Here is a 24,770-nt window from a genome sequence, read left to right as displayed (position 1 = left end):
CGGTCCCGGGCTACCCGGCCGCCGACCCCGCCTCCGGCGGCGGCTGCACCCGGAACACCGCCAGCTGCGTGGCGACCAGGTCGTAGTACCCCAGGAGCGTGAGCAGCTCGAACAGCCTGCGCTCCCCCAGCTCCGCGACGGCCGCGGCGTACTCGGCGTCGTCGAGGTCGCGCCGGTCGAGGACCGCCTGCGTCGTGAGGAACACCAGGCGCTCCTCGGCGGACCGGAACTCCGGCGCGGTGCGCGAGGCGAGTCCCTCGATCTCGGCGTCCGTGAGGCCCGACGCGAGGCCCGCCCGCCGGTGCGCGTACAGCTCGAAGGGGCTGTTCCGGTGGAAGGCGTGGAGCAGGATCGCGATCTCCCGGGACCGGTCGGAGAGGGCGAGCTCGAAGCGCAGGACCCACCCGATCCGCTCGAGCACCCGCCCCAGCGGCGGGCTGCGCAGCCAGGCGTCCGGGGGGCCGACGAGGCCGCCGTCGGGGTGCAGCAGGGAGAAGGCGGAGCGGGGGTCGGCCCGCCTGCCGCCGGTGAAGCAGGCGTAGATGCCGGCCTGCTCCTCGCTCATGTCCTCGGGCCGCAGGCGGGTCAGGCGCTCGGTCATCGTTCCTCCTCGTCGCGGTGGCTCCCGGTGGCGGTGGCGGTCGCGGTGGCGGTCGGGGGTCGCACCGGCTCCCCCTCGACCACCTCGTACCGGTAGCCCCCGGCCGGGTCGGTGACGACCCGGCCCGGGGCCGAGTCGGGGAAGTGGGCCGGGAACAGCAGGACGTCGCGGTCGGCGATGTCGCGCAGCAGCCGCTGCCTCGCCTCGCCCGCGTCGGCGGCGTGGACGCAGAAGTCCGTGCTCCTCCACGGGAAGGCCAGCTGGAGGGCGTGGTGGACCATGTCGCCGGCGAAGACGGCCTGCTGCCCGCCGGACTCCACCTCGACGCACACGTTGCCGGGGGTGTGCCCCGCGGCCGGGAGCAGCCGGAGCTCGTCGCAGATCCGCAGGTCCGGCTCCACCAGGTCGAGCACGCCCGCGGCCCGCAGCGGCAGCACGCTGTCGTCGACGTAGCCGCCGAGCACGTCGCGGAACCCCCCGGCCGAGGCGCCCGTCCAGTAGTCCAGCTCGGCGGCGGTGGTGAGGTACCGCGCGGAGGGGAACGCCGGCACCCACGCCGAGCCGTCGGAGCGCGTCGCGAAGCCGACGTGGTCGACGTGCAGGTGGGTGAACACGACGGTGTCGACCTCGTCGGCCGTCGCGCCCGCCCGTTCCAGCGCCCCGAACCAGTCGTCGTCGCGGTGGTCGAAGCAGGGGTTGGGCCGCGTCTTGCCGTTCCCGACGCCGACGTCGACGAGGACGGTCCGCGTCGGGGTGCGGACCAGGAACCCGCCCATGTCGATGACGAGGAACCCGTCGTCGCAGTAGGGCGGCTGCCGGTACCAGGCGCCCGGGTCGAGCGACGCGGGATCGAGGTCGCCGAAGAAGCGCCGCGGGTGGACGCGGTAGTGGAACTGGACCAGCGGCGTCACCGTCACGTCGCCGACGCGGAACCGCCGCTCGGGCGTGCCGGCGCCGCGGCCGTGGGCCCGGACCGGGTGCGTCATCGCGGCACCGCGAACGAGCGGATGCCCCACCGGTCCAGCAAGCGCGTCACCACCAGGTACTTCAGGTGCGAACCCGGCCACTGGGTCACGTTGGCCCCTCCCGGGGAGTGGTAGTAGTTGCGGCAGCCCGACTCCATCGCCGAGGCCTTGCGGGCGATCTGGTCGTCGATCCAGGCGACGTAGCGCCGCTGGGCCCGCTCGTCGGTGTCGACGTAGTCCGTGCCGAGCTCGAGCCGGCGCACGGCCCGGGCGGCGACCTCGGCCTGCCGCTCGAGCTGGGCGATGATCGAGAACCCGCCGTTGGTGTTGGGCCCGTAGAGGACGAAGAAGTTCGGGAAACCGGCCACCGTGACGCCGAGGAACGCCGACGCCCGCTCCTTCCAGGCGTCGTGGATGCTGCGCTTGTCGATGCCCCGGACGTCGAGCCCCGCCAGGAACCGGGTCGGCTGGAACCCGGTGCTCAGGACGAGGACGTCGACGTCGTGGTGCACGCCCCGCGCGTCGACCAGGCCCGTCCCGGTCGCCGACGTCACGGGGTGCGGGACCAGGTCGACGTGCGGGAGGTTCAGGGCCTCGTAGAACGTCGAGGCCAGCACCGGGCGCTTGCACCCCCACGGGTAGTCCGGCGTCACGGCCTCGCGGGTGGCGGGATCGTGCACGGTCCGCCGGATGTAGTCGAGGCAGCGGCTGCGCATCGTGTCCTGCATCCGGCTCGTGGCGTCGTAGGCCTTGACGCGGGCGAGGGAGCGCCCGAACAGCACCGCGCGGTGCAGCCGCTGCGCGCCCGGCACGTGCCGGTAGACCCACCGCTCGCGGGCGGTGAAGGCCCGCTCCTGCTTGGGCTCGACCCAGCCGGGCTCGCGCTGGAACACCACCAGGGACCGGACGGCGTCGGCGATGCCGGGCACGATCTGCGCGGCGGTCGAGCCCGTGCCGACCACGGCCACCCGCTTGTCCCGCAGGTCGACGTCCTCGCGCCACCGCGAGGTGTGGAAGGCGGGACCGGCGAAGTCCTCGAGCCCGGGCCAGTCCGGGTCGTTGGGCACGCTCAGCAGTCCGAGCGCGGAGATCACGACGTCGAACACGTGGCTCTCGCCGTCGGCGGTGCGGACCTCGTGGTGCAGCTCGTTCTCGTCCCAGAGGACCTCGGTGACCCTGGTGCCCAGCCGGATGTGCGGGCGGAGCCCGTAGGTGTCGACGACCTCGTTGGCGTAGGCGAGCAGCTCGGGCTGGCGCGCGTGGGTCCGCGTCCAGTCGTGGTGGTGGAAGGAGAAGCTGTAGGCGTGCGAGGGGATGTCGACCTCGCAGCCGGGGTAGCGGTTGTCGTACCAGGTGCCACCCACGTCCCCGGACTGCTCGAAGATCGTGAACGTGGCCGAGGTCCGCTGCCGGAGCTTGATCGCGGCGGCGATGCCGCCGAAACCGGCTCCGATGATCCCCACCCTGATCGTCCGTCGGGGCACCCTGCGCCGGTTGCGCACGATGTGGTCCTCCGTTCAGCTCGTGGCGGATCCGGGCGCGCCCCGGTCCGGTTCGGTCAGCGCCCGCTCCGACAGCACCCGCTCGGCCTGCCGGAACGCCTGCAGCGCCGCGGGGGCGCCGCAGTAGGGCGCGGTGTGCAGGAGCAGCTCCTGGATGTCGGCGACGGTGCAGCCGTTGGTCACCGCCGCGCGGACGTGCGACTCGAACTCGGTGGGGCGGTTGAGGGCGGTGAGCATCGCCAGCGTCACGAGGCTGCGGGTCCGCCGGTCCAGGCCGTCGCGCGTCCACACGTCCGCCCAGACCGCTCCGGCGATCCAGTCCTGGGCCGGGCGGCCGAACGCCGAGGCGCGCGTGTAGTTCTGGTCGACCAGCTCGGTCCCGAACACCTCCCGGCGCACGGCCAGTCCCTCGGCCACGCCCTCGTCCTGCGCGTCGCGCACCGGTCAGCCCTCCGTTCGCGGGGACGGGGCCCCGGCCGGCGTGCCGGGTTCGCTGTGCAGCAGGCAGGCCACCCGGTGCCCGGTGCCGACCGTCTCCAGCTGCGGGTCGACCTCCGCGCAGGACGGCATGGCGTAGGCGCAGCGGGTGCGGAACCGGCACCCCGACGGCGGGTCCGCCGGGTTCGGCGCGTCGCCGTGCAGCAGGATGCGCCGGCGGCCGCGCTGGACCTGCGGGTCGGGCACGGGCACCGCGGACAGCAGCGCCTTCGTGTACGGGTGCAGCGGCTCCCGCACCACGTCGAGGGTGGGCCCCTCCTCGACGATGCGCCCCAGGTACATCACCGCGACCCGGTGGGCCAGGTGCTGGACGGTCGCGAAGTCGTGCGAGACCAGCAGGACGGACAGGCCGGTCTCCTGCTGCAGCGTGAGGAGCAGGTTGAGGATCTCCGACCGGGTCGAGAGGTCCAGCGCCGAGGTCGGCTCGTCCGCGACCAGCAGCCACGGGTCGAGCGCGAGCGCCCTGGCGATGCAGACCCGCTGGCGCTGGCCGCCGGAGAGCTGTTCGGGGTACCGGCGGGCGAGCCCGGCGTCGAGCCCGACGCGCGCGAGCAGCTCCTCCGCGGCCGCCGTGGTGCCCCAGCGCCGGACCCTGCCGTGCACGAGCAGGGGCTCGGCGACCGCGTGGGCGATCGTCTTGGTCGGGTCGAGGGACCCGAACGGGTCCTGGAACACGACCTGCAGGCTGCGGCGCACCTCCGACAGCTCCCGCCCGCGCAGGCGGGCCGTGTCGCGGCCGTCGAGCACGACGGTCCCGGAGTCCGGCCGGTCCAGCAGCGAGGCCAGGCGGCCGAGGGTGGACTTGCCCGAGCCGGACTCGCCCACCACCCCGACCGTCATGCCCGCGGTCACCTCGAGGTCGACCCCGTCGACGGCCCGGACCCGGCTGGTCGGGCGGCCGAACACGTTGCGGGCCAGGGGGTAGGTCTTGACCAGGCCCCGCGCGCTGAGCCCGCGCGTCCCGGCTGGGTGGTGCCCGTTCGTGCCGGGCGCCCCGGTGGTGGCGTGCGCGGTGCCGGTCGTCCCTGTCCCCGTGCCGGTCATCGCTGCCCCCGGGCCGACATGGCGTCGCGGATGGCGTCGCCGATGGTGTTGAACGCGAGCACGGTCAGGACGACGGCGATGCCGGGCGGGAGCACCGCCAGGGGCGCCTCGAACTGGTTCTCGTAGGCGGTCCGCAGCATGGAGCCCCAGCTCGACTCCGGCGGCTGGACGCCCAGCCCGAGGAAGCTCAGGCCCGCCTCGGACAGGAGCGCGAGCCCCATCAGGATCGTGGCCTGCACCAGCAGCGGGGCGGCGACGTTCGGCAGCACGTGCACCCGCAGGATGCGGGAGGTCGAGCAGCCGATGGACCGCGCGGCGTCGATGAACGGCTCCTGCGCGACGGCCATCGCCGCGCCCCGGATGACCCGGAACAGCGTCGGCGCGAACACCACGCCCAGCGCGACCATCACGTTGGTCAGGCCCGGGCCCACGACCGCGATGATCGCCAGCGCGAACGCGAGGCCCGGCAGGCTGAGCAGGGCGTCGGCGATCCGGCTCAGCACGGCGTCGACGGAGCCGCGGGACAGCCCGGCCCACAGGCCCGCCGGGACGCCGAGGACGAGCGCCACCCCGACCGAGATCAGCGGGGAGAGCAGGGCGAGCCGGATCGCGTGCAGCAGCCGGGAGGCGACGTCGCGGCCCAGGTCGTCGGTGCCCAGCAGGTGCTCGGCCGACCAGGGCGCGAACGCGTTCTCGAGGTCCTGGGCGAAGGGGTCGTAGGGCGAGACCCACGGCGCCAGCGCGGCCAGCGCCGCCAGGAGCAGCACGAACCCGAGCGCCACGACGGTCGAGGGCCGGCGCAGCAGCAGCCGCACGGTGCGCCGGCGCGGCGAGACGGGTGCGGCCGGCACCTCCCGGCCCGTCACCGGTGCGGGGATCGATGTGGTGGTCATGACGTGCGCACCTTCGGGTTGAGCCAGCTGTACACGCCGTCGACGACCAGGTTGATCACGACGACGATGGCGGCGGCGAGCAGGACGTAGCCCTGCAGGATCGGGAAGTCGCGCTGCAGGATCGCGTTGATCGCGAGCGTGCCGAGCCCGTCGATGCCGCACACCATCTCGATGACGATCGAGCCGCCGAGCAGGCGTCCGGCCTGCAGGCCGAGCACGGTCACCACCGGGATGGCGGCGTTGCGCAGGACGTGGTGGCGCACCAGCCACACCGGGTGCGCCCCGCGGGCCCGTGCCGTGCGGATGTAGGGCCGCTCGAGCACGTCCGACACGCACCCCCTGGCGTGCCGGGCGAGCTCGGCCGCGGTGGCCAGGCCGAGCGCCGTCGACGGGATGATGACGTGGGAGAGCCACTCCCCCACCCCGTCGCCGATCGGCGAGTAGCCCGTGGCCGGGAGCCAGGAGAAGCCGAGCGCGAGGACCAGCACCAGGAGCATCGCGACCCAGAAGCCCGGCATCGCGATGCCGATGGTGGCCAGCAGGGACACCGTCCGGTCCACCCAGCTGCCCTGCCGCAGCCCCGCGACGACCCCCGCGGGGACGCCGACGACGACCGCGATGAGCAGCGCCACCACGGTGATCGACAGGGTGGCCGGTGCGGCGCGCACGATCGCGTCGGTCACCGGGTCACCGGTGAAGATCGACGTCCCCAGGTCGCCCTGCACGATCCCGCCCAGCCAGGTCGCGTACTGGGCCGGCAGCGGCCGGTCGAGGCCGAGCTCGGTGCGGATCTGCAGGACGCGCTCCGGCGACGCGCTGTCGCCGGCGATCAGCTCGGCGGGGTCGCCGGGCACGAGCTGCAGCAGCGAGAAGGTCAGCAGCGAGACCAGCCACAGCACGATCAGCCCGCCGCCGATCCGGGTGAGCACCGCGGCGGGCCTCACCGGGACCACCCGCGCCGTCCCCGCGCCCTCATGAGGACGCGACGGCGACGTCGGTGAACTTGGTCTCCAGCGTCATGTCGAGGTCCTGGACGTAGGGCTGGTACGCCGCGAGCCGCGGGGCCACGCAGATGGGCATGATCGGCGGGCCGTCGTTCAGCACGTTGGTCATCAGCTCGTGCATGGCCGGGGCCCGGCCCTCCGGCTCGAGGCTGGAGGAGGACTCGGCGAGCAGCTCCGCGGTGCCGGGGAGGTCGTAGCCCCCGGGGTTGAAGATCCCGCCGGGCAGGTAGAAGTTGCGGACGACCGCGCTCTGGTCGGGCCGGGCGTTGAGGTAGACCGAGACGGTGCCGTCGAAGTCGCCCTGGCGGCGGGCGGTGACGAACTGGACGTTCTCCATCGGCCGGACGTTGACGCGGATCCCGATCTCGCCCCACTGCGCCTGCAGGATCTGGCCGATCTGGGTGTAGTTCTGGGCCGTGCCGACCTGCAGCTCGAAGTCGAAGCCGCCGCTCAGGCCGGCCTGCGCCATGAGCTGGCGCGCCCGCGCCGGGTCGTACTGCGCGGCGGGCAGCGCGTCGAGCTCGTCGGAGTGCGCCCAGTCGTTCGGGTCGAAGGGCTGGGCGCTCGGGGTGCAGCCGTCCTCGCCGAACACGGCACGGGCGATCGCGGTGCGGTCGAGCGCGAGCATCATCGCCTGCCGGACGAGGGGGTCGCCGAACTCGCGGCGGCCGGTGTTGACCAGCACCCCCCAGAAGGACTCGGCCGTGTCGGGGCGGGCCACCTGCAGATCGGTCGACTCCACCTCGCGCACCTGCGCCGGGATGATGAACGCGGTGTCCAGCTGGCCCGAGCGCAGGGCCCGCAGGCGCGCGCTGTCGTCGATGAACACGTCGAGGTCCACGCCGCCGACCCGCACGGCGGAGGCGTTCCAGTAGCCGTCCCAGGCCGTGAACTGCAGGCGCTGGCCCTCGAAGCGGTCGAGGGTGTACGGCCCCGCGCCCGCGGACCGCTGGGACAGGTCCTCGCCCAGCGACGCCGGGCTGATGATCATCCCCGCCTCGCCGGCCAGCACCCCGAGAAGCGGCGCGGCGGAGTCCGTCAGCCGGATCCGGACCTGCCGCTCGTCGACGGCCTCCACCGACTCGATGTTGGTGAGCTGACCGGAGAAGTTCGTGCCCCCGGCCCGCGAGGCGTCGAGGTTGGCCTTGACGGCCGCGGCGTCGAAGGGCGCGCCGTCCTGGAAGGTGACGCCGGGGCGCAGCGTGAGGTCGAGGGTGCGCGCGTCCTCGGACAGCGTCCAGCTCTCGGCGAGCGCCGGGGTGAAGGTGCCGTCCGGGGCCCGCTGGACCAGCGTGTCGTAGAGCATCCCGATCCACTGCGCCTCGTACGGGGCGGACCTGCGCGGGTCGAGCGACGACGGCACCGCGGCGGCGCCGATCGTCAGCCTGCTCCTCTCGTCGGAGCCGGACCCCGTCTCCGACGAGCCGCACGCGGCCAGCGATGCGGTCAGTGCGGAGATCGCGAGGATCGCGAGCAGCCTGGACAGCTTTCTCATGGCGTTCCTTACTGGTCGGGGGGCGTCGTCGGCCCGGAACCGGGGTGCGGGAGGTGCGCAGGCGCCGCGGCCGGTGCGCCGCGGGCGGGGTGCGGTCAGGGCGCGGCGGTCAGCCCGCGCGCGCCGGGCACGGCGACGGCGTCGCCGTCGGCGCCGCGGGCGCAGCGGATGGTCCGCCGCGCCGCCACCGCGGTCTCGTGCTGCGGGGCGAGGCAGCGCGGGTCGCCCCCGTGGGCGCAGCGGGGCTCGAACCGGCACCCGCCGGGGAAGCGGCCCGCGGCGGGGACGCGTCCGGGGATCACCGGCAGGATCGTGCGCGGGTCACCGGCCTGCGGGACGGCGTCGAGCAGGGCGCGGGTGTAGGGGTGCCGCGGGTCGGCGAAGAGCTCGTCGACGCCGGCCCGCTCGACGACCGTTCCGGCGTACATCGCCACGACGCGGTCGCAGAAGTCGGCGACCACGCCGAGGTCGTGGGTCACCAGCAGCACCGCGATCCCCTGCTCGCGGCGCAGCTCGCGCAGCAGCTCGAGGATCTCGGCCTGGATGGTCACGTCGAGCGCCGTGGTCGGCTCGTCGGCCAGCACCAGTGCGGGGTCGCAGGCGATGGCGGAGGCGATCATGGCGCGCTGCTGCATCCCGCCGCTGAGCTCGTGCGGGTAGCTGTGCAGGCGCCGGGCGGCGTTGGCGATCCCGACGCGGTCGAGCAGCTCGACGGCCCGCGCGAGCGCCGTCCTCCGGCTCTCGCCCAGGTGCAGCCGCCGGGCCTCGGCGATCTGGTCGCCGACGCGCATCGTCGGGTCCAGGCTGCTCATCGGCTCCTGGAACACCGCCCCGATGGACCGGCCGCGCACCGCGCGCAGCTGCCGCTGGCTGCTCGTGAGCAGGTCGCGGCCGTCGAGCCGGATCTGGCCCGCGGCCACGGTGAACCCGCGGGGCAGCAGCCCGAGCACGGCCATCGCCGTCATCGTCTTGCCGCAGCCGGACTCCCCGATCAGGGCGACCGACTCACCGTGCGCGACGGTGAACGAGACGTCCGCGAGGATGCCGCGCTGCGCGACCTCGCCCGCCAGGTCGATGGTCAGCCCGTCGACGACGAGCAGGGGCTCGGCCGTCGCGGTGGGGTCTGCGTCGAGCCCGGTGTCACTGCTCATTGAACTCGCTCCGTCGCGTCAACGATTCGTGTCCGAACGGCACCGCTCCCGGTGCCCTGCACTGGCGGTGGACCGCACGTGATCAGGACCACAGCATCGTACGACGCTGCGATCACCCTCCCGGGCGACGAGAAGGCCGCCCGCTGTTGACCCCAGGTCAACGGTCCGGGCCTCCCGCTCAGGGGAACACCACGGTGCGGTTGCCGTGGACCGCGATCCGGTTCTCCGCGTGCCAGCGCACCGCGCGGGCCAGCGCACGGCTCTCGACCTCGCGGCCCCGCGCGGCGAGCTGCCCGGGATCCAGGGTGTGGTCGACGCGGATGAGGTCCTGCTCGATGATCGGTCCCTCGTCGAGGTCGGCGGTCGCGTAGTGCGCCGTCGCCCCGATGAACTTGACCCCGCGCACGTGCGCCTGCTGGTAGGGCCGCGCGCCCTTGAAGCTGGGCAGCATCGAGTGGTGGATGTTGATGGCGCGGCCCTCGAGGTGCTTGCAGGCATCGTCGGAGAGGATCTGCATGTAGCGCGCCAGCACCACCAGGTCCACGCGTTCCCGGTCGACCAGGTCGAGCAGCTCCGCCTCGGCCCGGCCCTTGGTCTCGCCGGTGACCGGCACGTGCCGGAACGGGACCCCGTGGCTGTCGGCCAGCCGGCCGGCGTCGGGGTGGTTGGACACCACAGCGACGACGTCGAGGTTGAGCTCGCCGATCGAGTTGCGGAACAGCAGGTCGTTGAGGCAGTGCAGGAACCGGCTCACCATCAGCACGACCCGCAGGGGCCGCGTCGGGTCGACCAGCCGCCAGGTCATCCCGAACCGGTCGGCGAGCTCCGCCGTGCGCGCCCGCAGGACCGGCAGGTCCACGGGCGACCCGTCCGGGCGGGCGAACTCGACCCGCATGAAGAACGTCCCGCCGTCCAGGGCGCTGCCGAACTGCTGGCTCGACAGGATCGTGCAGCCCTCCTGCACGAGCACGCCCGAGACCGCGTGGACGATCCCGGGCGCGTCCGGGCACGAGAGCAGCAGCACGCCGCGCGTGGTCATGGCACCTCCAGCAGGGTCCGGCCGGTGTCGGGTTCGAGGCGCCGGGCCGCGGCGCGGACGGTGCTGCGCAGCAGCCAGACGTCCGTGACCGGCCCGACGCCCCCGGGCACCGGGGTGAGCGCGCGGGCCCGGGGCGCGACGGACGCCGCGTCGACGTCGCCGACGGTCCGCGTGCGGCCGTCGGGTCCCGTGACCGCGTTGATCCCGACGTCGACGACGATCGCCCCGGGCGCGACGTGCTCGGCCCGGATGAGCCCGGGCCGCCCTGCCGCCACCACGAGGACGTCGGCCCACCGGGTGTGGCGGCCGAGGCCGCCCGTGCGGTCGGCCCACACGTCGACGGACCCGACGGACGCCTCGCGCGCACACCCCAGGGCCACGGCGGGCTTCCCGACGGTGTTGGAGCGGCCGACCACGACGATCCGCGAGCGGTGGTAGAAGTCGGCCCGGTCCTCCCCCGCCGCGTCGAGCCAGGTGTCGAGCAGGTGGAACACGGCGGCCGGCGTCGACGGGACGAACCGCGGCACCCCCAGCGCCAGCAGGCCGGCGTTCTCCGGGTGCACGGACTCCACGTCCTTGTCCGGCGAGAGCGCCCGGAACACGGCCGCCTCGTCGACGTGCGGCGGCAGCGGCCGCAGGACGAGGATCCCGGAGACCGCGGGGTCCTCGTTGAGCCGGGCGACCACCCCGAGCACGTCCGCCTGCGTGGCGCCGGCCGGGAGCGGGCGGGCGACGTGCCCGATCCCGAGCTCGCCGGCGAGCCGCCGCAGCCGGCGCCCGTAGACCGTGGCGCCGTGGTCGGAGCCGGCCGAGACGACCGCCAGCGCGGCCCGGCCGCCCCGGTCGGCCAGCCGGCGCACCTCGTCGGCCAGGCCGACCGCCAGCGCGCGGGCGCACTCGCGCCCGTCCATCACCGCGGCGGCCATCAGGCCGCCTCGGCGAGCCGGGCGAGCCAGCGCTGCCGCCACGCCTCGGTGGAGGCCAGCTCGTTGAAGGTGTAGACGTGCAGCCCCGCCAGCACCCCGTCCGGCTGCGCGAGCGTCGGGGCGAGCCTGCGGACCAGGCGGTCCGGCCGGTACCCGCCGGGCAGCAGGAAGCGCCCGACCAGGTTCTGCTGCTTGGCGAGGAAGCGCGCCGACTGGCCCAGGCCCAGTCCCGCGGCGATCCGCACCAGCTTGGTCCGGGCCACGGGGCCGGGCACGCCGACGCGGACCGGCAGCGCCACGCCGTCCTCGCGGATCCGCCGGGCCCACCGGACCGTGGCGGCGGCGTCGAAGCACAGCTGCGTGACGACGTGCGTCGCGTGCGGCGCCTTCGCCACGAGCGCCCGCTCGATCAGCGCCTCCTCGATCCGGCCGTGGCCCTCCGGGTAGCCGCCGATCCCGACCGACCCGAACGGCCCGCCCTCGTGGTCGAGCGCCTCCAGCAGGCTCAGCGCGTCGGGGAACGGCCCCGCCGGCGCCGGGCCGTCGCCGCCGATCACGAAGACGCCGTCGACGCGCGCCTCCCGCAGGCGGCGCAGCACGTCATGCAGGTGGGCGGCGTCGCGGAACATCCGGGCCGCCAGGTGCGGCGCCGCCCGGTACCCCGCGGCGGTGAGCCGCACGGCCAGGTCGAGGGTGGGCTCCAGCCCCCGCGCCTCCGTGGTGGTGACGGTCAGGGGCACCTCGCGCGGGACGCTGCCCAGCACGCGGTCCTCGGCGCCGCGCAGCGGCAGCACCTCGTAGGACGCCTCGCGCAGGGCCGCCGCGAGCGCGGCGCGCACGGCCACCGGCTCCGCGCCGGTCGTCGCGGGCCTCACCGGGCCACCCGGGCCGGGGCGGCCCGCAGCAGCGGCTGCAGGTCCGCGGCCGCGGCAGGGCCGTAGGCGTCGGTGAGCCGGGCCAGGTCGCGCTCCGGGTCGAGGCTCCACTCCTGGGCACCGGCGCTCTCCAGGACCGAGGTGGCGACGAGCGCGCCGAGCTGCGCGGCCCGCTCCGCGCCCAGGCCGTGCCCGACCGCGGCGAGGAACCCGGCGCGGAACCCGTCGCCCCCGCCCGTCGGGTCGACGACCTCGTCGGCGGGCACCGCCTTCACGTGCCGCTCCACCCCGCCCTCGACGACCAGGACGCCGTCGCCGCCGAGCGTCGTCACGCGGGTGCCGGTCCGGTGCGCGACCGCGTCGGCGGCCCACCCGGTCCGCCTGCCGAGCAGCTCCCACTCGTAGGCGTTGGTGAACAGGTAGCGGGCGCCGTCGACGAGCGCGCGGCACTGCTCCCCGTCGAGCCTCGGGAGCTGCTGGGACGGGTCCGCGGCGAACGGGACGCCGAGCGCCCGCGCCTCGGCGGTGTGGGCGAGCATCGCCTCGGGGTCGTCCGCGCCGACCAGGACGAGCCGCGCCCCGTGGCGCTCGAGGAGCGGCGCGAGCCGGATCTCCCGGGCCTCGCTCATCGCGCCGGGGTAGAAGGACGCGAGCTGGCACTGGTCGTCGTCGGTGGTGCAGGTGAACCGGGCGGTGTGCGCGGTCGGCGAGACCCGCACCCCGCCGCAGTCGACCCCGTGGGCCTCCAGCCACGCGCGGTACTCCCCGAAGTCGTGGCCGACCGCCGCGACCAGCACGGGGGCGGCGCCGAGGAGCCCGAGCCCGTAGGCGATGTTGGCGGCCACGCCGCCGCGGCGGACCTCGAGATCGTCCACCAGGAAGCTCAGCGAGAGCCGGTCGAGGTGCTCCGCGACGACGTGCTCGGCGAACCGGCCGGGGAAGTGCATCAGGTGGTCGGTCGCCACCGAGCCCGCCACCAGCACCGGCTCGGCGCGCCCGGTCGCGGCCGTCGGGAGCGCGGTGGCCGCCGCGGTGCTCACCGGGCCACCGCGTCGGCGACCGACAGGCCCGCGGCCTCGCGCAGTGCCTCGGCGCGGTCGGTGCGCTCCCACGGCAGGTCGACGTCGGTGCGCCCGAAGTGCCCGTAGGCCGACGTCGGGGAGTAGATCGGCCGGTGCAGGTCGAGGTCGCGGCGGAACGCGGCCGGGCGCAGGTCGAAGTGCTCGGTGACGAGCTTGTGGACGAGCCGGGGCTCGACCCGCTCCGTGCCGAAGGTCTCGATCATGAGCGAGACCGGCCGGGCCACCCCGATGGCGTAGGCCACCTGCACCTCCGCCCGGCGGGCCAGGCCCGCGGCGACGACGTTCTTGGCGACGTGGCGCGCCGCGTAGGCGGCGGAGCGGTCGACCTTCGACGGGTCCTTCCCCGAGAACGCGCCGCCGCCGTGGCGGGCGAACCCGCCGTAGGTGTCGACGATGATCTTGCGGCCGGTCAGTCCCGCGTCGCCGACCGGGCCGCCGATGACGAACCGGCCGGTGGGGTTGACCAGCAGGTCGGCGCGCAGCGCGTCGGCGTCGTAGAGCTCGTCGGGCAGCACGGCCGTGATCACGTGCTCCCACAGCTCCCCCGTCAGCTGCTCCCGCGTGACGCCCTCGGCGTGCTGGGTGGAGACCAGCACGCGCTCGATCGCCACCGGCGCCCCGTCGACGTAGCGCACCGAGACCTGCGTCTTCCCGTCCGGGCGGAGGTGGGCGAGGGTGCCGTCGCGGCGGACCTCGGCGAGCCGGCGCGCGAGCCGGTGCGCCAGCGCGATCGGGGTCGGCATGAGCTCGGGGGTCTCGTCGGTGGCGTAGCCGAACATCATCCCCTGGTCGCCCGCCCCGGACAGGTCGAGCTCGTCCGCGGAGCCCTGGTCGCGGTGCTCCCGGGCCTGGTCGACGCCTCGGGCGATGTCGGGCGACTGCCCGTCGACCGCGACCAGGACCGCGCAGGTGTGGCCGTCGAAGCCGTAGTCGCCGTTGTCGTAGCCGATGCGGTTGACGGTGTCGCGGACGATGCCGGTGTAGTCGAGCGGGCTCGGGGTGGTGATCTCGCCGGCGAGCACGACCATCCCGGTGGTGATCAGCGTCTCGCAGGCCACGCGGGCGGTCGGGTCGTCGGTCAGGGCGGCGTCGAGGACGGCGTCGGAGATCGCGTCGGCGATCTTGTCGGGGTGCCCCTCGGTGACCGACTCCGAGGTGAACAGCATGTCGTGCGGGGCGGACTGGGTCATGTGACTGCTCCTTGCGAGAGGGCCGGTTCCGGGGCGGGTGCGGGCGGGGCGGACGGATGCGGGGCGGGTGCCGGCTGGGCGGGGCCGAGAGAGGCGCGGACGAGGTCGGCGCCGGCCACCATCGCGGCGAGCTTGGCGCGGGCGACGTCGCCGGACAGGTGGCGCAGCCCGCAGTCGGGGTTGACGACGAGCCGCTCGGCGGGGACGAACTCCAGCGCCCGGCGGATCCGGGACGCCACCAGCTCCGGGGTCTCGACGCGCGGGCTCTTCACGTCGATCACGCCGACGCCCACGCCGCGGTCCCAGCCGTAGCGGGCGACGACCGGCAGGTCGTCGAAGCCCTTGCGGGCGAACTCGAGCACCAGGTGGTCGACGGCGGCCTCGAGGACCGCGGGGAACAGGAAGTCGTAGTGCCCCTCCCAGGACGGGCGGGCGTAGCGGTTGCCGTAGCAGACGTGCAGCCCCCACGACACGTCCACGCCCTCGGTGACGAGGTTGATCGCCTCGACGGCGACGTCGACCTCACCGGGGTGTCCGGCGAGGAACGGCTCGTCGAGCTGCAGGCGGGTGGCCCCCCGCGCCGCGAGGGCCCGGGCCTCCGCGTTGAGCTGGCGCGCGACCGCCAGCACCAGCTCGCGGCGCTCCCCGTACCCGTTGCCGCGGATGCGGTGCGCCAGCGAGAACGGGCCCGTCAGGGAGAAGGTGATCGGCCGGTCGGTCTGGGCGGCGGTGAACGCCCAGTCGTCGGCGAGCCCGAGCGGGCCGGGCCCGGCGGGTTCCGGGAGCGGGGCGGTGACCTGCGGCGCGTAGTAGTCGAAGTAGAAGTCCTTGGCGGTGTGCGCGATCTCCACGCCGGGCATCCGCGCGAGCACGTAGTCGACGTCGTTGTCCCGGCGCAGCTCGCCGTCGGACACGAGGTCGATGCCGCACTGCTCCTGGTCGCGCAGCGCGGCCTTGATCGCCGTCTCGTGCACGTCCTGCATCTGCCGGTGGCTGATCCGGCCGCGGAACCAGTCCGTCTTGAGCCGGGCCAGCCACTCCGGCACGGGCCACGACCCGATCACGGTGGTGGCGAGCGGTCGCAGCAGCTCGGTCGGGGCGCCCACCTCAGTCACCCACCTGGGCGGACATCGTGACGATGTTGCCGCCGGAGCGGTGCCGGAACCGCTCGTAGCGGATGTCGAAGCCGTGCCGGCGTCCGACGTGCGCGAGCAGCGGCCCGTTGACCCAGTTGACGACCGAGCCGTCGTACTTGCCGGGCCCGCGGAAGTGCGTGCGGTAGCCCTCGACCTCGGTCACGAACAGGTCGTGGCACACGAGGGTGCCGTAGGGGTGCAGCAGCTTCAGGCTCTCGACGAAGCTGGTCACGGCCCCGTTGCTGACGTGCATCCGCAGGTCCGCGCCCGACTGCAGCAGCGGGCCCAGCAGCTCACCGCCCAGCGACGTCTCCGCGGCGTCCCCGTTCCGGACCGTCGGGTCCGACAGCGCGTAGGTGTCGAGGCCCGCGAGCGGCACGTAGCGCTCCTCGAGGCGCAGCGCCTCCCAGGTCCGGCGCCAGAACGCGACGGCGCGGTCGACATCGGGCACGTGCTGCGGCACCGCCTCGGGCAGCAGGCCCGGGCCGAGCCGCAGCAGCTTGTGCACCAGCCCCGGCAGCTCGTCGACGCCGGCCGACAGCTCGGCGGCCAGCTCGGCGGCGGCCTCGGCCGGCAGGTAGGCGCGGGTCTCGACGCAGTAGGTGCGGCCCCCGAGGTGGGCGACCTCGTCGGTGGGGAGGTTGTCGTACACGTTGGACACGTAGACGAGGAACACCTTGAACTGCAGGAACCCCAGGGCCGTCAGCGGGCGCACGGCGTCGAGCGCGAACGCGCTGACGTGGTCCAGGTGCTCGGACACGGTCTCGCGGGCGAGGTCCAGGACGTGCTGGGAGTAGTCGCACATCAGGTAGTGCAGGCGCCGGTAGTAGCCGGTGCCGCGGTCGCGGTCGCGCTCCCGGAAGGTGTCGAGGAAGACCTTGGCCTGCCCGCCGTTGCCCACGCCCAGCTCGACGACGTACAGCTCCTCGGGCAGCGCCCGCGCCTCGGCCAGCCGGTCCCACACCGCGAACAGCTCGTCGACGAGCTCGCGCGCGGCGTCGGTGTTGCGGGCGTCGCTCTCGCCCCCGGGCAGCGCCTGCTCGTAGCCCTGGCCGCTGGCCTTCTCCCACAGCTCCAGCGCCGACCAGTAGAGGGCGTTGAAGTCCCAGATGCAGCTCTCGCTGCCGCGGCCCCAGTCCTCCAGCACGACGTGGTCGGAGCGCTCGCGCAGCCGCTCGGCGGCCAGCTCCCGCAGCGGCACGTCGGCGCTGCGCCGGACGTCGACCGCGATCTCCAGGTCGTCCTCGCGCGTCCCCATCGGCACCGGCACGGTCCCGGCGGGCCCGCGCGCCGCGGGGACGTGCAGGATCGGCCGGAGGTCGACGACCCCGCGGAAGTTCTCCCGGTACTGCACCCAGTCGGCGACCACGCGCACCTTCCCGAGGTCGACCGGCGAGTCGCTCAGGGCCTCCAGGACCGGGACGACCGTGGCCCCGATGTCCACCGGCCTGGAGCCCCGCAGGCGGGTGTGTGGCCGGAAGTCGACGAGCATGACATCCCCTCTCGGGCGCTGGCGGGTGCTGCGGAACGTCCGGGACGAGCTCCACGGACTGCGTCGCACACCGACCGTATGACCGGGATCGGGGCCTGAGCAGGACAGTTAGTGCGGGGAAGCGTGAGCGGAAGTCAACTCACGCCTCGGCGGCGGCCGCCGCTCGTCCCTCGGCCAGGAGCCAGCGGCGGAAGGCGGTGAACGCCTTGCGGTGCGGCTGGTCGCCCGGGTAGACGAGGTAGAACTGCATGGCCGGACGCGGCACGTCCGGGAAGGGCGCGACGAGCCGGCCCGCGGCCAGGTCGGGCTCGACGAAGGGCATCGGGGCGAGCATGACGCCGTGGCCCGCCGCCGCGGCCTGGTAGGCGAGCGTGGAGTCGCCGAACATCGGCCCGCGGGTGACGTCGGCGCCGTCGACGCCCACGGCCTCGAACCACATCCGCCACAGCTGCGGCGACGCCGCGGAGCGCAGGAACCCGTCGCCGGGCAGCCGTCGCAGGTCCCCTGGCTCGCGCAGCCGGTACTCCTCGACGTAGCCGGGGCTGCAGACCAGCACCAGGTCGGCGTCGACGACGAGGTCGGCCTCCAGGCCGGGCCACGGCCCCGACGCACCGGGCCGGATCTCGGCGTCGACGTCGCGGTTGCCGAAGTCCGAGGGGCTGCTCGAGGTCACGAGCTCGATCTCGATCCAGGGCTGGCTGCGCCGGAAGCGGGTCAGCCGCGGGATCAGCCAGGTGCTGGCGAGCAGCGTGTAGGACCGGATGCGCAGCGCCTCCTCGGCGCGGCCGCGACCGGTCGCCCGGTCAGTGGCCGCCGCGATCCCGGTGAGGTGCTCGGTGACCGAGCGCAGGTAGCGCGCCCCGGTGCCGGTGAGCTGGATCGTCCGGCCGTCGTGGCGGAACAGCTCCACGCCGAGCCAGGACTCCAGCACCCGGACCTGGCGGCTGACGGCGCCGGGGGTCACGTAGAGCTCGGCCGCCGCGGCCCGGATGCTGCCCAACCGGCCGGCCGCCTCGAAGCTGCGCAGCGCGTTCAGCGGTGGCAGGTGCATCCCCCCGCCACCGTCCGCGTTCACGGGGCCGAGTCTCGGTGACCCGTCCGGGTGGCGTCAACCGGGCTCCGACCGTTGCGCTCAGCTCAACAGCGGGCGGAGTTCCCGTCGCCGTCCGGGGCGCTCCCCCGCCCCTACGCTCCGATGACGGGGACGCTCCCGACACCGGGCGACCCGCCCGCCGCCACGGTCGACGACGCCAGGGGGAACACGGCATGCCGGACCCGGACCTGCTCGAGGGCATCAGGGTCGTCGACCTCGGCGGGCACGTCGCCGGACCGCTCGCCTCGCTGCTGCTCGCCGACCAGGGGGCCGACGTCGTGCACGTCGACCGCCCCGGCGCCCCCGACGCCGACGCCGCGTCCGACGCCTTCTACCTCCGCGGCAAGCGGCGCCTCACGCTCGACCTCACCGACGACGCCGACCTCGACGTCGCCCGGCGGCTGGCGGAGCGGGCCGACGTGGTGGTGGACAACCTCCGCCCGGGCGTCCTGTCCCGGTTCGGGCTCGGCTACGAGCAGCTGCGCGACCGCGCCCCGCGGCTGGTCCACCTCTCGCTGCCGGCCTTCGCACCGGACGACCCGCGGCACGACCTGCCCGGGTGGGAGTGCGTCGTCGACGCGGCCACCGCGAACTGCCGCCTGCGGGCCGGCGAGCAGCCGCCCGGGTGGGACCCGGCCCGGCCCACCTACTCGGCGGTCCCGGTCGCCTCGAACGTCGCCGCGTTCCTCGGTGCGGTCGGCGTCGTCGCCGCGCTCGTCGAGCGGCGCCGGTCGGGCCGCGGGCAGCAGGTGACCGCCCCCCTCTTCGACGCCGTCTTCGAGACGATCGCCGACGCGGGCGCCCACCCGACCGCGCGCGGCGTCCCCGTCCAGCTCCCGCTGCGGGCCAACGGCAGCGGCACCTACGCCTGCGCCGACGGCCGCCACGTCCAGTACAACCCGATCGGCGCCGACCGGCGGTTCCTCACCTGGTTCCTCGACGCCGCCGGCCGTCCGGAGTGGACGTCGACCACCGACGACGCGCTGCTGCGCACCCGCCTGACCGGCCTGTTCGCCACGCGGCCCGCCGCCGAGTGGGAGGCGCTCGGCGCCCGTGCCGGCGTGCCGCTGGCCCTGGTGCGGACGGCGCAGGAGTGGCTGCGGACCCCGCACGCCCTGGAGTCCGGCACCGTCGTGCTCCTCGACGACCCGGTGCTGGGCCCCGTCCCGGTGCCCGGCGCGGCGGTCGAGGTCGTCGGGCCCGGCGCGCGGCCGGCCCGCCTGCGTCCCCGGCACCTGCCCGACGCCGACCGCGACGACGTCCTGCGCGAGCTCGCCTCCACCCGCCCGCGGACCGCGCCCGGCCCGTCGCGGGAACGGATCCGGCCGCTTGCCGGGCTGCGGGTGCTCGACCTGACCCAGATCCTGGCCGGCCCGACCAGCGCGCGCCTGCTCGGCGAGCTGGGCGCCACGGTCACCAAGATCAACGCGCCGCAGCGCCGGGTCGGCGCGCACGGCGTCGTCAACCGGGGCAAGGACTCCCTGCTCCTCGACGTCCGGCGCCCGGCCGGCCAGGACCTCTTCTGGACGCTCGCCTCGCGGGCCGACGTGGTCCTGCAGAACTTCACCCCCGGCACCGCGGAGCGCTACGGCATCGGCGCCGCGCACGTGCTCGCCCGGCACCCGCAGGTCGTGCACGTGTCGATCAGCTGCTACGGGACCACCGGGCCGTGGGCGACCGGGCGCGGCTACGAGACCCAGGCCCAGGCCGTCACCGGGATCATGGACCGGGCCGGGGGCGACGGCCCGCCCGCCGTGCTCGGCCCCTACAACCTGCTCGACTACGGCACCGGGGTGCTCGGCGCCTACGCCGCCGTGCTGGGGGTGCTGCGGCGCGATACGACCGGTGCGGGCCTCGCGCTGGCCACCTCCCTGGCCCGCACCGCGGGCCACCACCAGGCGCGGCTGCTCGTCGGCGGCGACGACGGGCCGCGGGGCCCCCGGGCGCTCGGCGAGCACCCCCTGCACGGCTTCCACCGCGCCGCCGACGGCTGGTTCGCGCTGGCCGCCGAGCCCGCCGACCTGCCGCGCCTCGCCGCGGTGCCGGGCCTGCACGACCTCGCAGGCCTCGACCCGCTCGGACCCGGGCTCGCCCCGGTCCTGGCGGACCTCCTGACCCGCCGCGGGGTCGTCGACTGGGTGTCCGACCTCGCGGCCGCGGGCTTCGGCGCCCACCCCGTCCTCGGCCTCGCCGACGTGATGGCCGACCCGTCCGCGCGGGCGCGCGGCGTGGTCGTCACGCAGGAGTCGGAGGAGGTGGGCGAGGTGACCGCGCCCGGCGTCACCCTCGGCCTGTCGGCCACCCCGCTGCGCGTGGGCGCGCCGGCGCGGCGCCCCGGCTCCGACGCCGAGAAGGTCCTCGCCGACGCCGGGCTCGCCGCCGCACTGCCCGCCCTCGCACGGGCGTGGGCCCTGCAGACCGAGGACCTGCCCCCCGGCTGGCCCCCGGCCTGATCCCGTCCCCGCGTCCCCCTCCGACCGCAACCCGAACGGGAGCGACCGTGCCCGAACGACCCCCCGGAACCCCCTCCTACGACCTGCTGATCCGCGGCGGGCACGTCCTCGACCCCGGCTCCGGCCTCGACGGCCGGATGGACGTCGCCGTCACCGGCGGGCGCATCGTCGAGATCGGACCGGGGCTCGACCCGGCCCGCGCCCGCCGGGTCGTCGAGATCCGGGGTGCCGACCGCTACGTCGTCCCGGGGCTCGTCGACATCCACACCCACGTCGCCCACGGCGCCACCACGCCCGGGGTCGGCATGGCCTGCTGCGACCCCGACGACGTCGGCGTCCGGTCCGGCGTGACGACGGTGGTGGACTGCGGCTCCGTCGGGGTCGCCAACATCGGCGTCTTCCCCGCCCACATCCTGCCGGCGGCGGCCACCCGCGTCGTCGTGTTCGCCAACATCGGCAGCTTCGCGCACACCATGCCCGGCTGGGCCGACCTCGGGAGCCTCGACGACATCGACGACCGCGCCATCGCGGCCTGCGTCGAGCACAACCCGGGTCTCGTCGCGGGAATCAAGCTGCGCCTCGTCGGCGACATCGTCACCGAGCGGGGCGAGGAGATCGTCGACCGGTCGAAGAAGGTCGCGCGGGAGCACCACGTGCCCCTGATGGTCCACATCGGCGACCTGCGGGCGGCCGACCGCCCCCGGCCCGAGCGGATGGGCGAGGTCACCCGCCACCTCATCGACGCCCTCGAGCCCGGCGACGTGCTCACCCACCTCTGCACGCCCAACGCGGGCGGCGTCATGGACGACGTCGACGCCACGTTCCCGATGCTCGCCGAGGCACGCGCCCGCGGGGTGGTCCTCGACCCGGCGCCCGGCATGGGGAACTTCGGGTACGCGGTCGCCCGCGAGCAGGCCGAGCGCGGCCTGCACCCGGACACGATCTCCAGCGACGTCACGCTCGTCGGGCAGGGCTTCCACAGCCTCGTCGAGTGCATGGCGAAGTTCATGGCCGTCGGCTACTCCTTCCGCGAGGTCGTCGCCATGACGACCGGGCGCGCCGCCGCGGCGATCGGGCTGCAGGACGAGATCGGGGCCATCGCCGTCGGGCGGGAGGCCGACCTCACCGTCCTCGACCTGGTCGGCGGCGACTTCACGTTCCTCGACACCACGAAGGCCCGGTTCTCCGGCGACCACGGCATCGCACCGGTGCTGACGCTGCGGGCCGGTGAGCCGGTCGCCCCCGGCTGGGGCACCCACCCGTGGGGGTTCCTGCCCGCCGACGCCGCGTCCGTGGCCGGAGGTGCGCGATGACGCTCGCCCCGACCCGTCCCGGCCTCCGGTACACCGTCGACGACCGGTGGGGCCGGCTGCCCGCGCGGCTCGCCCACACCGACGTGGCGGCCGTCGACGTCGACGCGGACGACCTCGTCTACCTCTTCACCCGCGACCGCGACGGGGTGGTCGTCCTCGACCCCGACGGCACGGTCCGGGCGGCGTGGGGCGACGGCCTGTTCACGACCCCGCACGGCCTCACCGTCGCACCCGACGGCACCGTGTACTGCGTCGACTGCGGCGACCACACGATCCGCCGGTTCACCCCGGACGGCCGGCTGCTGCAGACCATCGGCACCCCCGGGTCGCCGTCCGACACCGGGTACGGGCGCCGCGGGCCCACCGTGGTCCACCTCAACGAGACGGTCAAGCGTCCGGCGGGCCCCTTCAACGGGTGCACCAACCTCACGGTCGCGCCCACCGGGGACCTCTACGTCGCCGACGGCTACGGCAACTGCCGCGTCCACCGCCTCTCCCCCGACGGCGAGCTCCTCGGGTCGTTCGGCGGCATCGGGATCGGCCCCGGCGAGTTCCACCTCCCGCACGCGATCTGCGCGACCCCGGACGGTCTGCTGCTCGTCGGCGACCGGGAGAACGAGCGCATCCAGGTCTTCGACCTCGACGGCGGCTACCGCACCGAGTGGACCGACGTGCAGCGCCCGTCCGACATCGCCGTCGACGCGGCCGGGCTCGTCTACGTCGCCGAGCTGTGGCGGCCCGCCGGCAGCGCGTCGTTCACCGGCGGCGCGTCCACCACCGACCGGCCCGGGCGGGTCTCGGTCTACGACCGCGACGGGCGGGTGGTCGCGCGCTGGGGCGCCTCGACCGTCATGCGGGACGCGCCCGGCAACTTCGTCGCCCCGCACGGCATCGCCGTCGACTCCACCGGGGCCGTCTACGTCGCCGAGGTCACCGGCACCTTCGGCGTCGCGACGGGCCGCGTGCCTGCCGACATGGCCGACCACCAGCTCCAGAAGTTCACCCCGATCAGCTGAGCCGATCGGTCCACGTTCCACCAGGAGGGACCCACGATGAAGCGCAACGACGGTCGGATCCGGACCTCGCACGGCGGCAACCTGCCCCTGCCCCCCGATCTCGACGCCCTGCTCGCCTCCCCCGACCGCGACGAGGCGGCCGTCCAGACGCGGCTGCCCACCGCGGTCCAGGAGGTCGTCGACCAGCAGATCGCCAGCGGGATCGACACGATCAACGACGGCGAGTACGTGAAGGCGGGGGCGGCCGGGGCCTACGCCGGCTACATCCACGCCCGCGTCACGGGCTGGGAGGTGCGCGAGCCCGGGACGGTGCCGCCGAAGCGCGGGGGCGTCGCCGAGCGCGACCGTGCCCTGTTCCCCGGCGTGTACGCCTCGGGCCTGTGGATGGCGGGGTCGGGCGGCTCGGTCCGGCCCGGGTTCTCGACGCCGGGCGCGCCGGTGCCGCCGTCGCGGCCGCGGGTCTGCGTCGAGCCCGTGCGCTACGTCGGCCACGCGGCGATCGAGTCCGACATCACCGCGCTGCAGCACGCCCTCAAGGCCCGCGACGACCAGGGCGCGGGCGTCGACGCCGAGGGCTTCATCGCCGCGCTCGGCCCCCTCAGCCTCGGCGCCGGCGCGGTGAACGAGTACTACGCGTCGGAGGAGGAGTACCTGATGTCGGTGGCCGAGGTGATGCGCGAGGAGTACCGCGCGATCACCGACGCCGGGCTGGTGGTGCAGGTCGACGAGCCGGAGTTCCTCACCACGTGGACCTTCCACCCGGAGTGGAGCGTCGCGGACCTGCGCCGCTACCTCGGGCTCGCCGTGCAGGTGATCAACCACGCCGTCGAGGGGCTCCCGACCGAGCAGGTGCGCTTCCACTGCTGCTGGGGCAGCGGGCACCGGCCCCACACCACCGACATCGAGTTCCGGCACGTCGTCGACCTGCTCGTGCAGATCGACGCCCACTGCTACGCGTTCGAGGCGGGCAACGTCCGGCACGCCCACGAGTGGCGGGTGTGGGAGGACGTCACCCTGCCCGAGGGCAAGATCGTCATGCCCGGCGTGGTGTCCCACGCGACCGACCTCGTGGAGCACCCGGAGCTGGTCGCCGAGCGCATCACCAACTTCGCGCGCGTGCTGGGCCGCGAGAACGTGCAGGCCGGCACCGACTGCGGCATCGGTTCCCGGGTGGGCCACGAGGAGATCGTGTGGGCCAAGCTCCGGGCGCTCGGCGAGGGCGCCCGGATCGCCGGCTCCCGGCTCTGGGCGTAGGGCGCGCGGTGGACCGGGTCGCCCTGGTCACCGGCGCGGCGGGCGGGGTCGGCTCGGCCCTCGTCGGGCTCCTCGTGGAGCACGGGTACGGGGTCGTCGCGACCGACCTGTCCCCCGCGGTCGCCGAGCTCGGCGGGCGCGACGAGGTGCGGGCCCTGGTCGGCGACGTCGCGGACAGCGCGTCCGCGGCGCGCGCCGTGGCCGCCGCCGAGAGCGGGTTCGGCCGGTTGGACCTGCTGGTCAACAACGCCGCGCGGTTCCTGCGCAGGCCGGTGGAGGACTCGACCGACGCCGACTTCGACCTGCTGTTCGCGACGAACGTCCGGGGCGCGTTCGTGCACTCCCGGGCGGCCGTCGCACCGCTGGCGCGGACGCGGGGGTCGATCGTGAACGTCACGTCGATCTCCGGTCTGGTGGGCATGCGCGACCAGTCCCTCTACGCGATGACGAAGGGGGCGCTCGTGCAGCTGACCCGTCAGCTCGCGGTCGAGCTGGCGCCGCGGGGGGTGCGGGTCAACGCCGTCGCCCCGGGGGCGATCGACACCGACTTCATCGCCGGGGCGAGTGCGGCGGACCCGGACCCGGCGGCGACCGCGGCCGCCGTGCTGTCCCGCCACCCCCTCGGCCGGATCTCCACGCCGACCGACGTCGCCGAGGCCATCGGCTTCCTCGCCTCGCCCGCGGCCGGCGGGATCACCGGGGCGGTCCTGAGCGTCGACGGCGGGTACGTCGCCCAGTAGCAGGAGGG

At 75.0% G+C, this 24,770-nt stretch carries 22 protein-coding genes; 5 read left to right on the top strand and 17 right to left on the bottom strand.

The genetic code is table 11. The features are described from left to right. Positions 1-10 precede the first annotated feature (10 nt). From HOP40_RS21780 to HOP40_RS21700, 17 genes are all read right to left on the bottom strand, one after another. Positions 11-601 (bottom strand): carboxymuconolactone decarboxylase family protein, encoded by a 591-nt coding sequence (locus HOP40_RS21780; RefSeq protein ID WP_172161463.1) that lies wholly within the window; start codon positions 599-601, stop codon positions 11-13. Then, positions 598-1,587 (bottom strand): MBL fold metallo-hydrolase, encoded by a 990-nt coding sequence (locus HOP40_RS21775; RefSeq protein WP_172161461.1) that lies wholly within the window; start codon positions 1,585-1,587, stop codon positions 598-600. Before HOP40_RS21775 ends, HOP40_RS21780 begins: the two co-directional genes overlap by 4 nt. Beyond that, entirely contained in the window at positions 1,584-3,029 is a 1,446-nt protein-coding gene (locus HOP40_RS21770; RefSeq protein WP_172161459.1) for a flavin-containing monooxygenase, read from the bottom strand. Before HOP40_RS21770 ends, HOP40_RS21775 begins: the two co-directional genes overlap by 4 nt. 54 nt (positions 3,030-3,083) lie before the next feature. Next, a complete protein-coding gene (locus HOP40_RS21765; RefSeq protein ID WP_240157196.1) occupies positions 3,084-3,509 on the bottom strand; it encodes a carboxymuconolactone decarboxylase family protein in 426 nt (141 codons plus the stop codon). Between the two features lie 3 nt (positions 3,510-3,512). Continuing rightward, positions 3,513-4,610: an ABC transporter ATP-binding protein gene (locus tag HOP40_RS21760; protein ID WP_172161457.1), complete on the bottom strand. Its 1,098-nt coding sequence runs from the start codon at positions 4,608-4,610 to the stop codon at positions 3,513-3,515. Continuing rightward, the gene (locus HOP40_RS21755; RefSeq protein ID WP_172161455.1) at positions 4,607-5,503 is read right to left on the bottom strand and encodes an ABC transporter permease; all 897 of its coding nucleotides are present in this window, start codon (positions 5,501-5,503) and stop codon (positions 4,607-4,609) included. The genes HOP40_RS21760 and HOP40_RS21755 overlap by 4 nt, the downstream gene beginning before the upstream one ends. Then, on the bottom strand, positions 5,500-6,447 hold the full coding sequence (locus HOP40_RS21750; protein ID WP_172161453.1) for an ABC transporter permease: 948 nt from the start codon (positions 6,445-6,447) through the stop codon (positions 5,500-5,502). The genes HOP40_RS21755 and HOP40_RS21750 overlap by 4 nt, the downstream gene beginning before the upstream one ends. A 28-nt stretch (positions 6,448-6,475) precedes the next feature. Beyond that, the gene (locus HOP40_RS21745) at positions 6,476-8,002 is read right to left on the bottom strand and encodes an ABC transporter substrate-binding protein (protein WP_172161451.1); all 1,527 of its coding nucleotides are present in this window, start codon (positions 8,000-8,002) and stop codon (positions 6,476-6,478) included. Positions 8,003-8,097: 95 nt separating this feature from the next. Continuing rightward, positions 8,098-9,153, bottom strand: coding sequence for an ABC transporter ATP-binding protein (locus tag HOP40_RS21740; protein ID WP_172161449.1), 1,056 nt, complete (start codon positions 9,151-9,153; stop codon positions 8,098-8,100). Between the two features lie 178 nt (positions 9,154-9,331). Continuing rightward, positions 9,332-10,192 carry a formyltetrahydrofolate deformylase gene (gene purU, locus HOP40_RS21735; RefSeq protein ID WP_172161447.1) on the bottom strand — a complete coding sequence of 287 codons (861 nt, stop codon included), beginning with the start codon at positions 10,190-10,192 and terminating at the stop codon, positions 9,332-9,334. Next, positions 10,189-11,118, bottom strand: a complete 930-nt coding sequence (locus HOP40_RS21730) for a bifunctional 5,10-methylenetetrahydrofolate dehydrogenase/5,10-methenyltetrahydrofolate cyclohydrolase (protein WP_172161445.1) — start codon at positions 11,116-11,118, stop codon at positions 10,189-10,191. The genes purU and HOP40_RS21730 overlap by 4 nt, the downstream gene beginning before the upstream one ends. Beyond that, positions 11,118-11,993 (bottom strand): methylenetetrahydrofolate reductase, encoded by an 876-nt coding sequence (locus tag HOP40_RS21725; RefSeq protein WP_172161443.1) that lies wholly within the window; start codon positions 11,991-11,993, stop codon positions 11,118-11,120. The genes HOP40_RS21730 and HOP40_RS21725 overlap by 1 nt, the downstream gene beginning before the upstream one ends. Next, a complete protein-coding gene (locus HOP40_RS21720) occupies positions 11,990-12,940 on the bottom strand; it encodes a carbohydrate kinase family protein (protein WP_172168793.1) in 951 nt (316 codons plus the stop codon). The genes HOP40_RS21725 and HOP40_RS21720 overlap by 4 nt, the downstream gene beginning before the upstream one ends. A gap of 89 nt (positions 12,941-13,029) precedes the next feature. Then, complete coding sequence (metK, locus tag HOP40_RS21715; RefSeq protein ID WP_172161442.1) at positions 13,030-14,265, bottom strand: methionine adenosyltransferase; 1,236 nt, start codon at positions 14,263-14,265, stop codon at positions 13,030-13,032. Beyond that, positions 14,262-15,371, bottom strand: coding sequence for a hypothetical protein (locus HOP40_RS21710; RefSeq protein WP_172161440.1), 1,110 nt, complete (start codon positions 15,369-15,371; stop codon positions 14,262-14,264). The genes metK and HOP40_RS21710 overlap by 4 nt, the downstream gene beginning before the upstream one ends. Position 15,372: 1 nt before the next feature. Then, complete coding sequence (locus tag HOP40_RS21705) at positions 15,373-16,893, bottom strand: hypothetical protein (RefSeq protein WP_172161438.1); 1,521 nt, start codon at positions 16,891-16,893, stop codon at positions 15,373-15,375. A gap of 139 nt (positions 16,894-17,032) precedes the next feature. Then, positions 17,033-17,968, bottom strand: a complete 936-nt coding sequence (locus HOP40_RS21700; RefSeq protein ID WP_172161436.1) for a LysR substrate-binding domain-containing protein — start codon at positions 17,966-17,968, stop codon at positions 17,033-17,035. 191 nt (positions 17,969-18,159) lie between these two features. On the opposite strand from HOP40_RS21700, the gene HOP40_RS21695 reads away from it, so the two are divergent. The 5 genes from HOP40_RS21695 to HOP40_RS21675 are packed head-to-tail and all read left to right on the top strand — an operon-like array spanning position 18,160 to position 24,762. Then, positions 18,160-20,439, top strand: coding sequence for a CaiB/BaiF CoA-transferase family protein (locus tag HOP40_RS21695; RefSeq protein WP_172161434.1), 2,280 nt, complete (start codon positions 18,160-18,162; stop codon positions 20,437-20,439). 47 nt (positions 20,440-20,486) lie between these two features. Further along, positions 20,487-21,752 carry an amidohydrolase family protein gene (locus tag HOP40_RS21690; RefSeq protein WP_172161432.1) on the top strand — a complete coding sequence of 422 codons (1,266 nt, stop codon included), beginning with the start codon at positions 20,487-20,489 and terminating at the stop codon, positions 21,750-21,752. After that, the gene (locus HOP40_RS21685) at positions 21,749-22,768 is read left to right on the top strand and encodes a peptidyl-alpha-hydroxyglycine alpha-amidating lyase family protein (RefSeq protein WP_172161430.1); all 1,020 of its coding nucleotides are present in this window, start codon (positions 21,749-21,751) and stop codon (positions 22,766-22,768) included. Before HOP40_RS21690 ends, HOP40_RS21685 begins: the two co-directional genes overlap by 4 nt. Before the next feature lie 36 nt (positions 22,769-22,804). Further along, the gene (locus HOP40_RS21680) at positions 22,805-24,022 is read left to right on the top strand and encodes an epoxyalkane--coenzyme M transferase (RefSeq protein ID WP_172161428.1); all 1,218 of its coding nucleotides are present in this window, start codon (positions 22,805-22,807) and stop codon (positions 24,020-24,022) included. A gap of 8 nt (positions 24,023-24,030) precedes the next feature. Next, on the top strand, positions 24,031-24,762 hold the full coding sequence (locus tag HOP40_RS21675; RefSeq protein ID WP_205346864.1) for an SDR family NAD(P)-dependent oxidoreductase: 732 nt from the start codon (positions 24,031-24,033) through the stop codon (positions 24,760-24,762). Positions 24,763-24,770: the final 8 nt, after the last annotated feature.

This window comes from Pseudonocardia broussonetiae, assembly GCF_013155125.1.
Classification (GTDB): domain Bacteria; phylum Actinomycetota; class Actinomycetes; order Mycobacteriales; family Pseudonocardiaceae; genus Pseudonocardia; species Pseudonocardia broussonetiae.
Note: the sequence above shows the minus strand (reverse complement) of the source record. Positions and strands in the feature narration are given on the sequence as shown.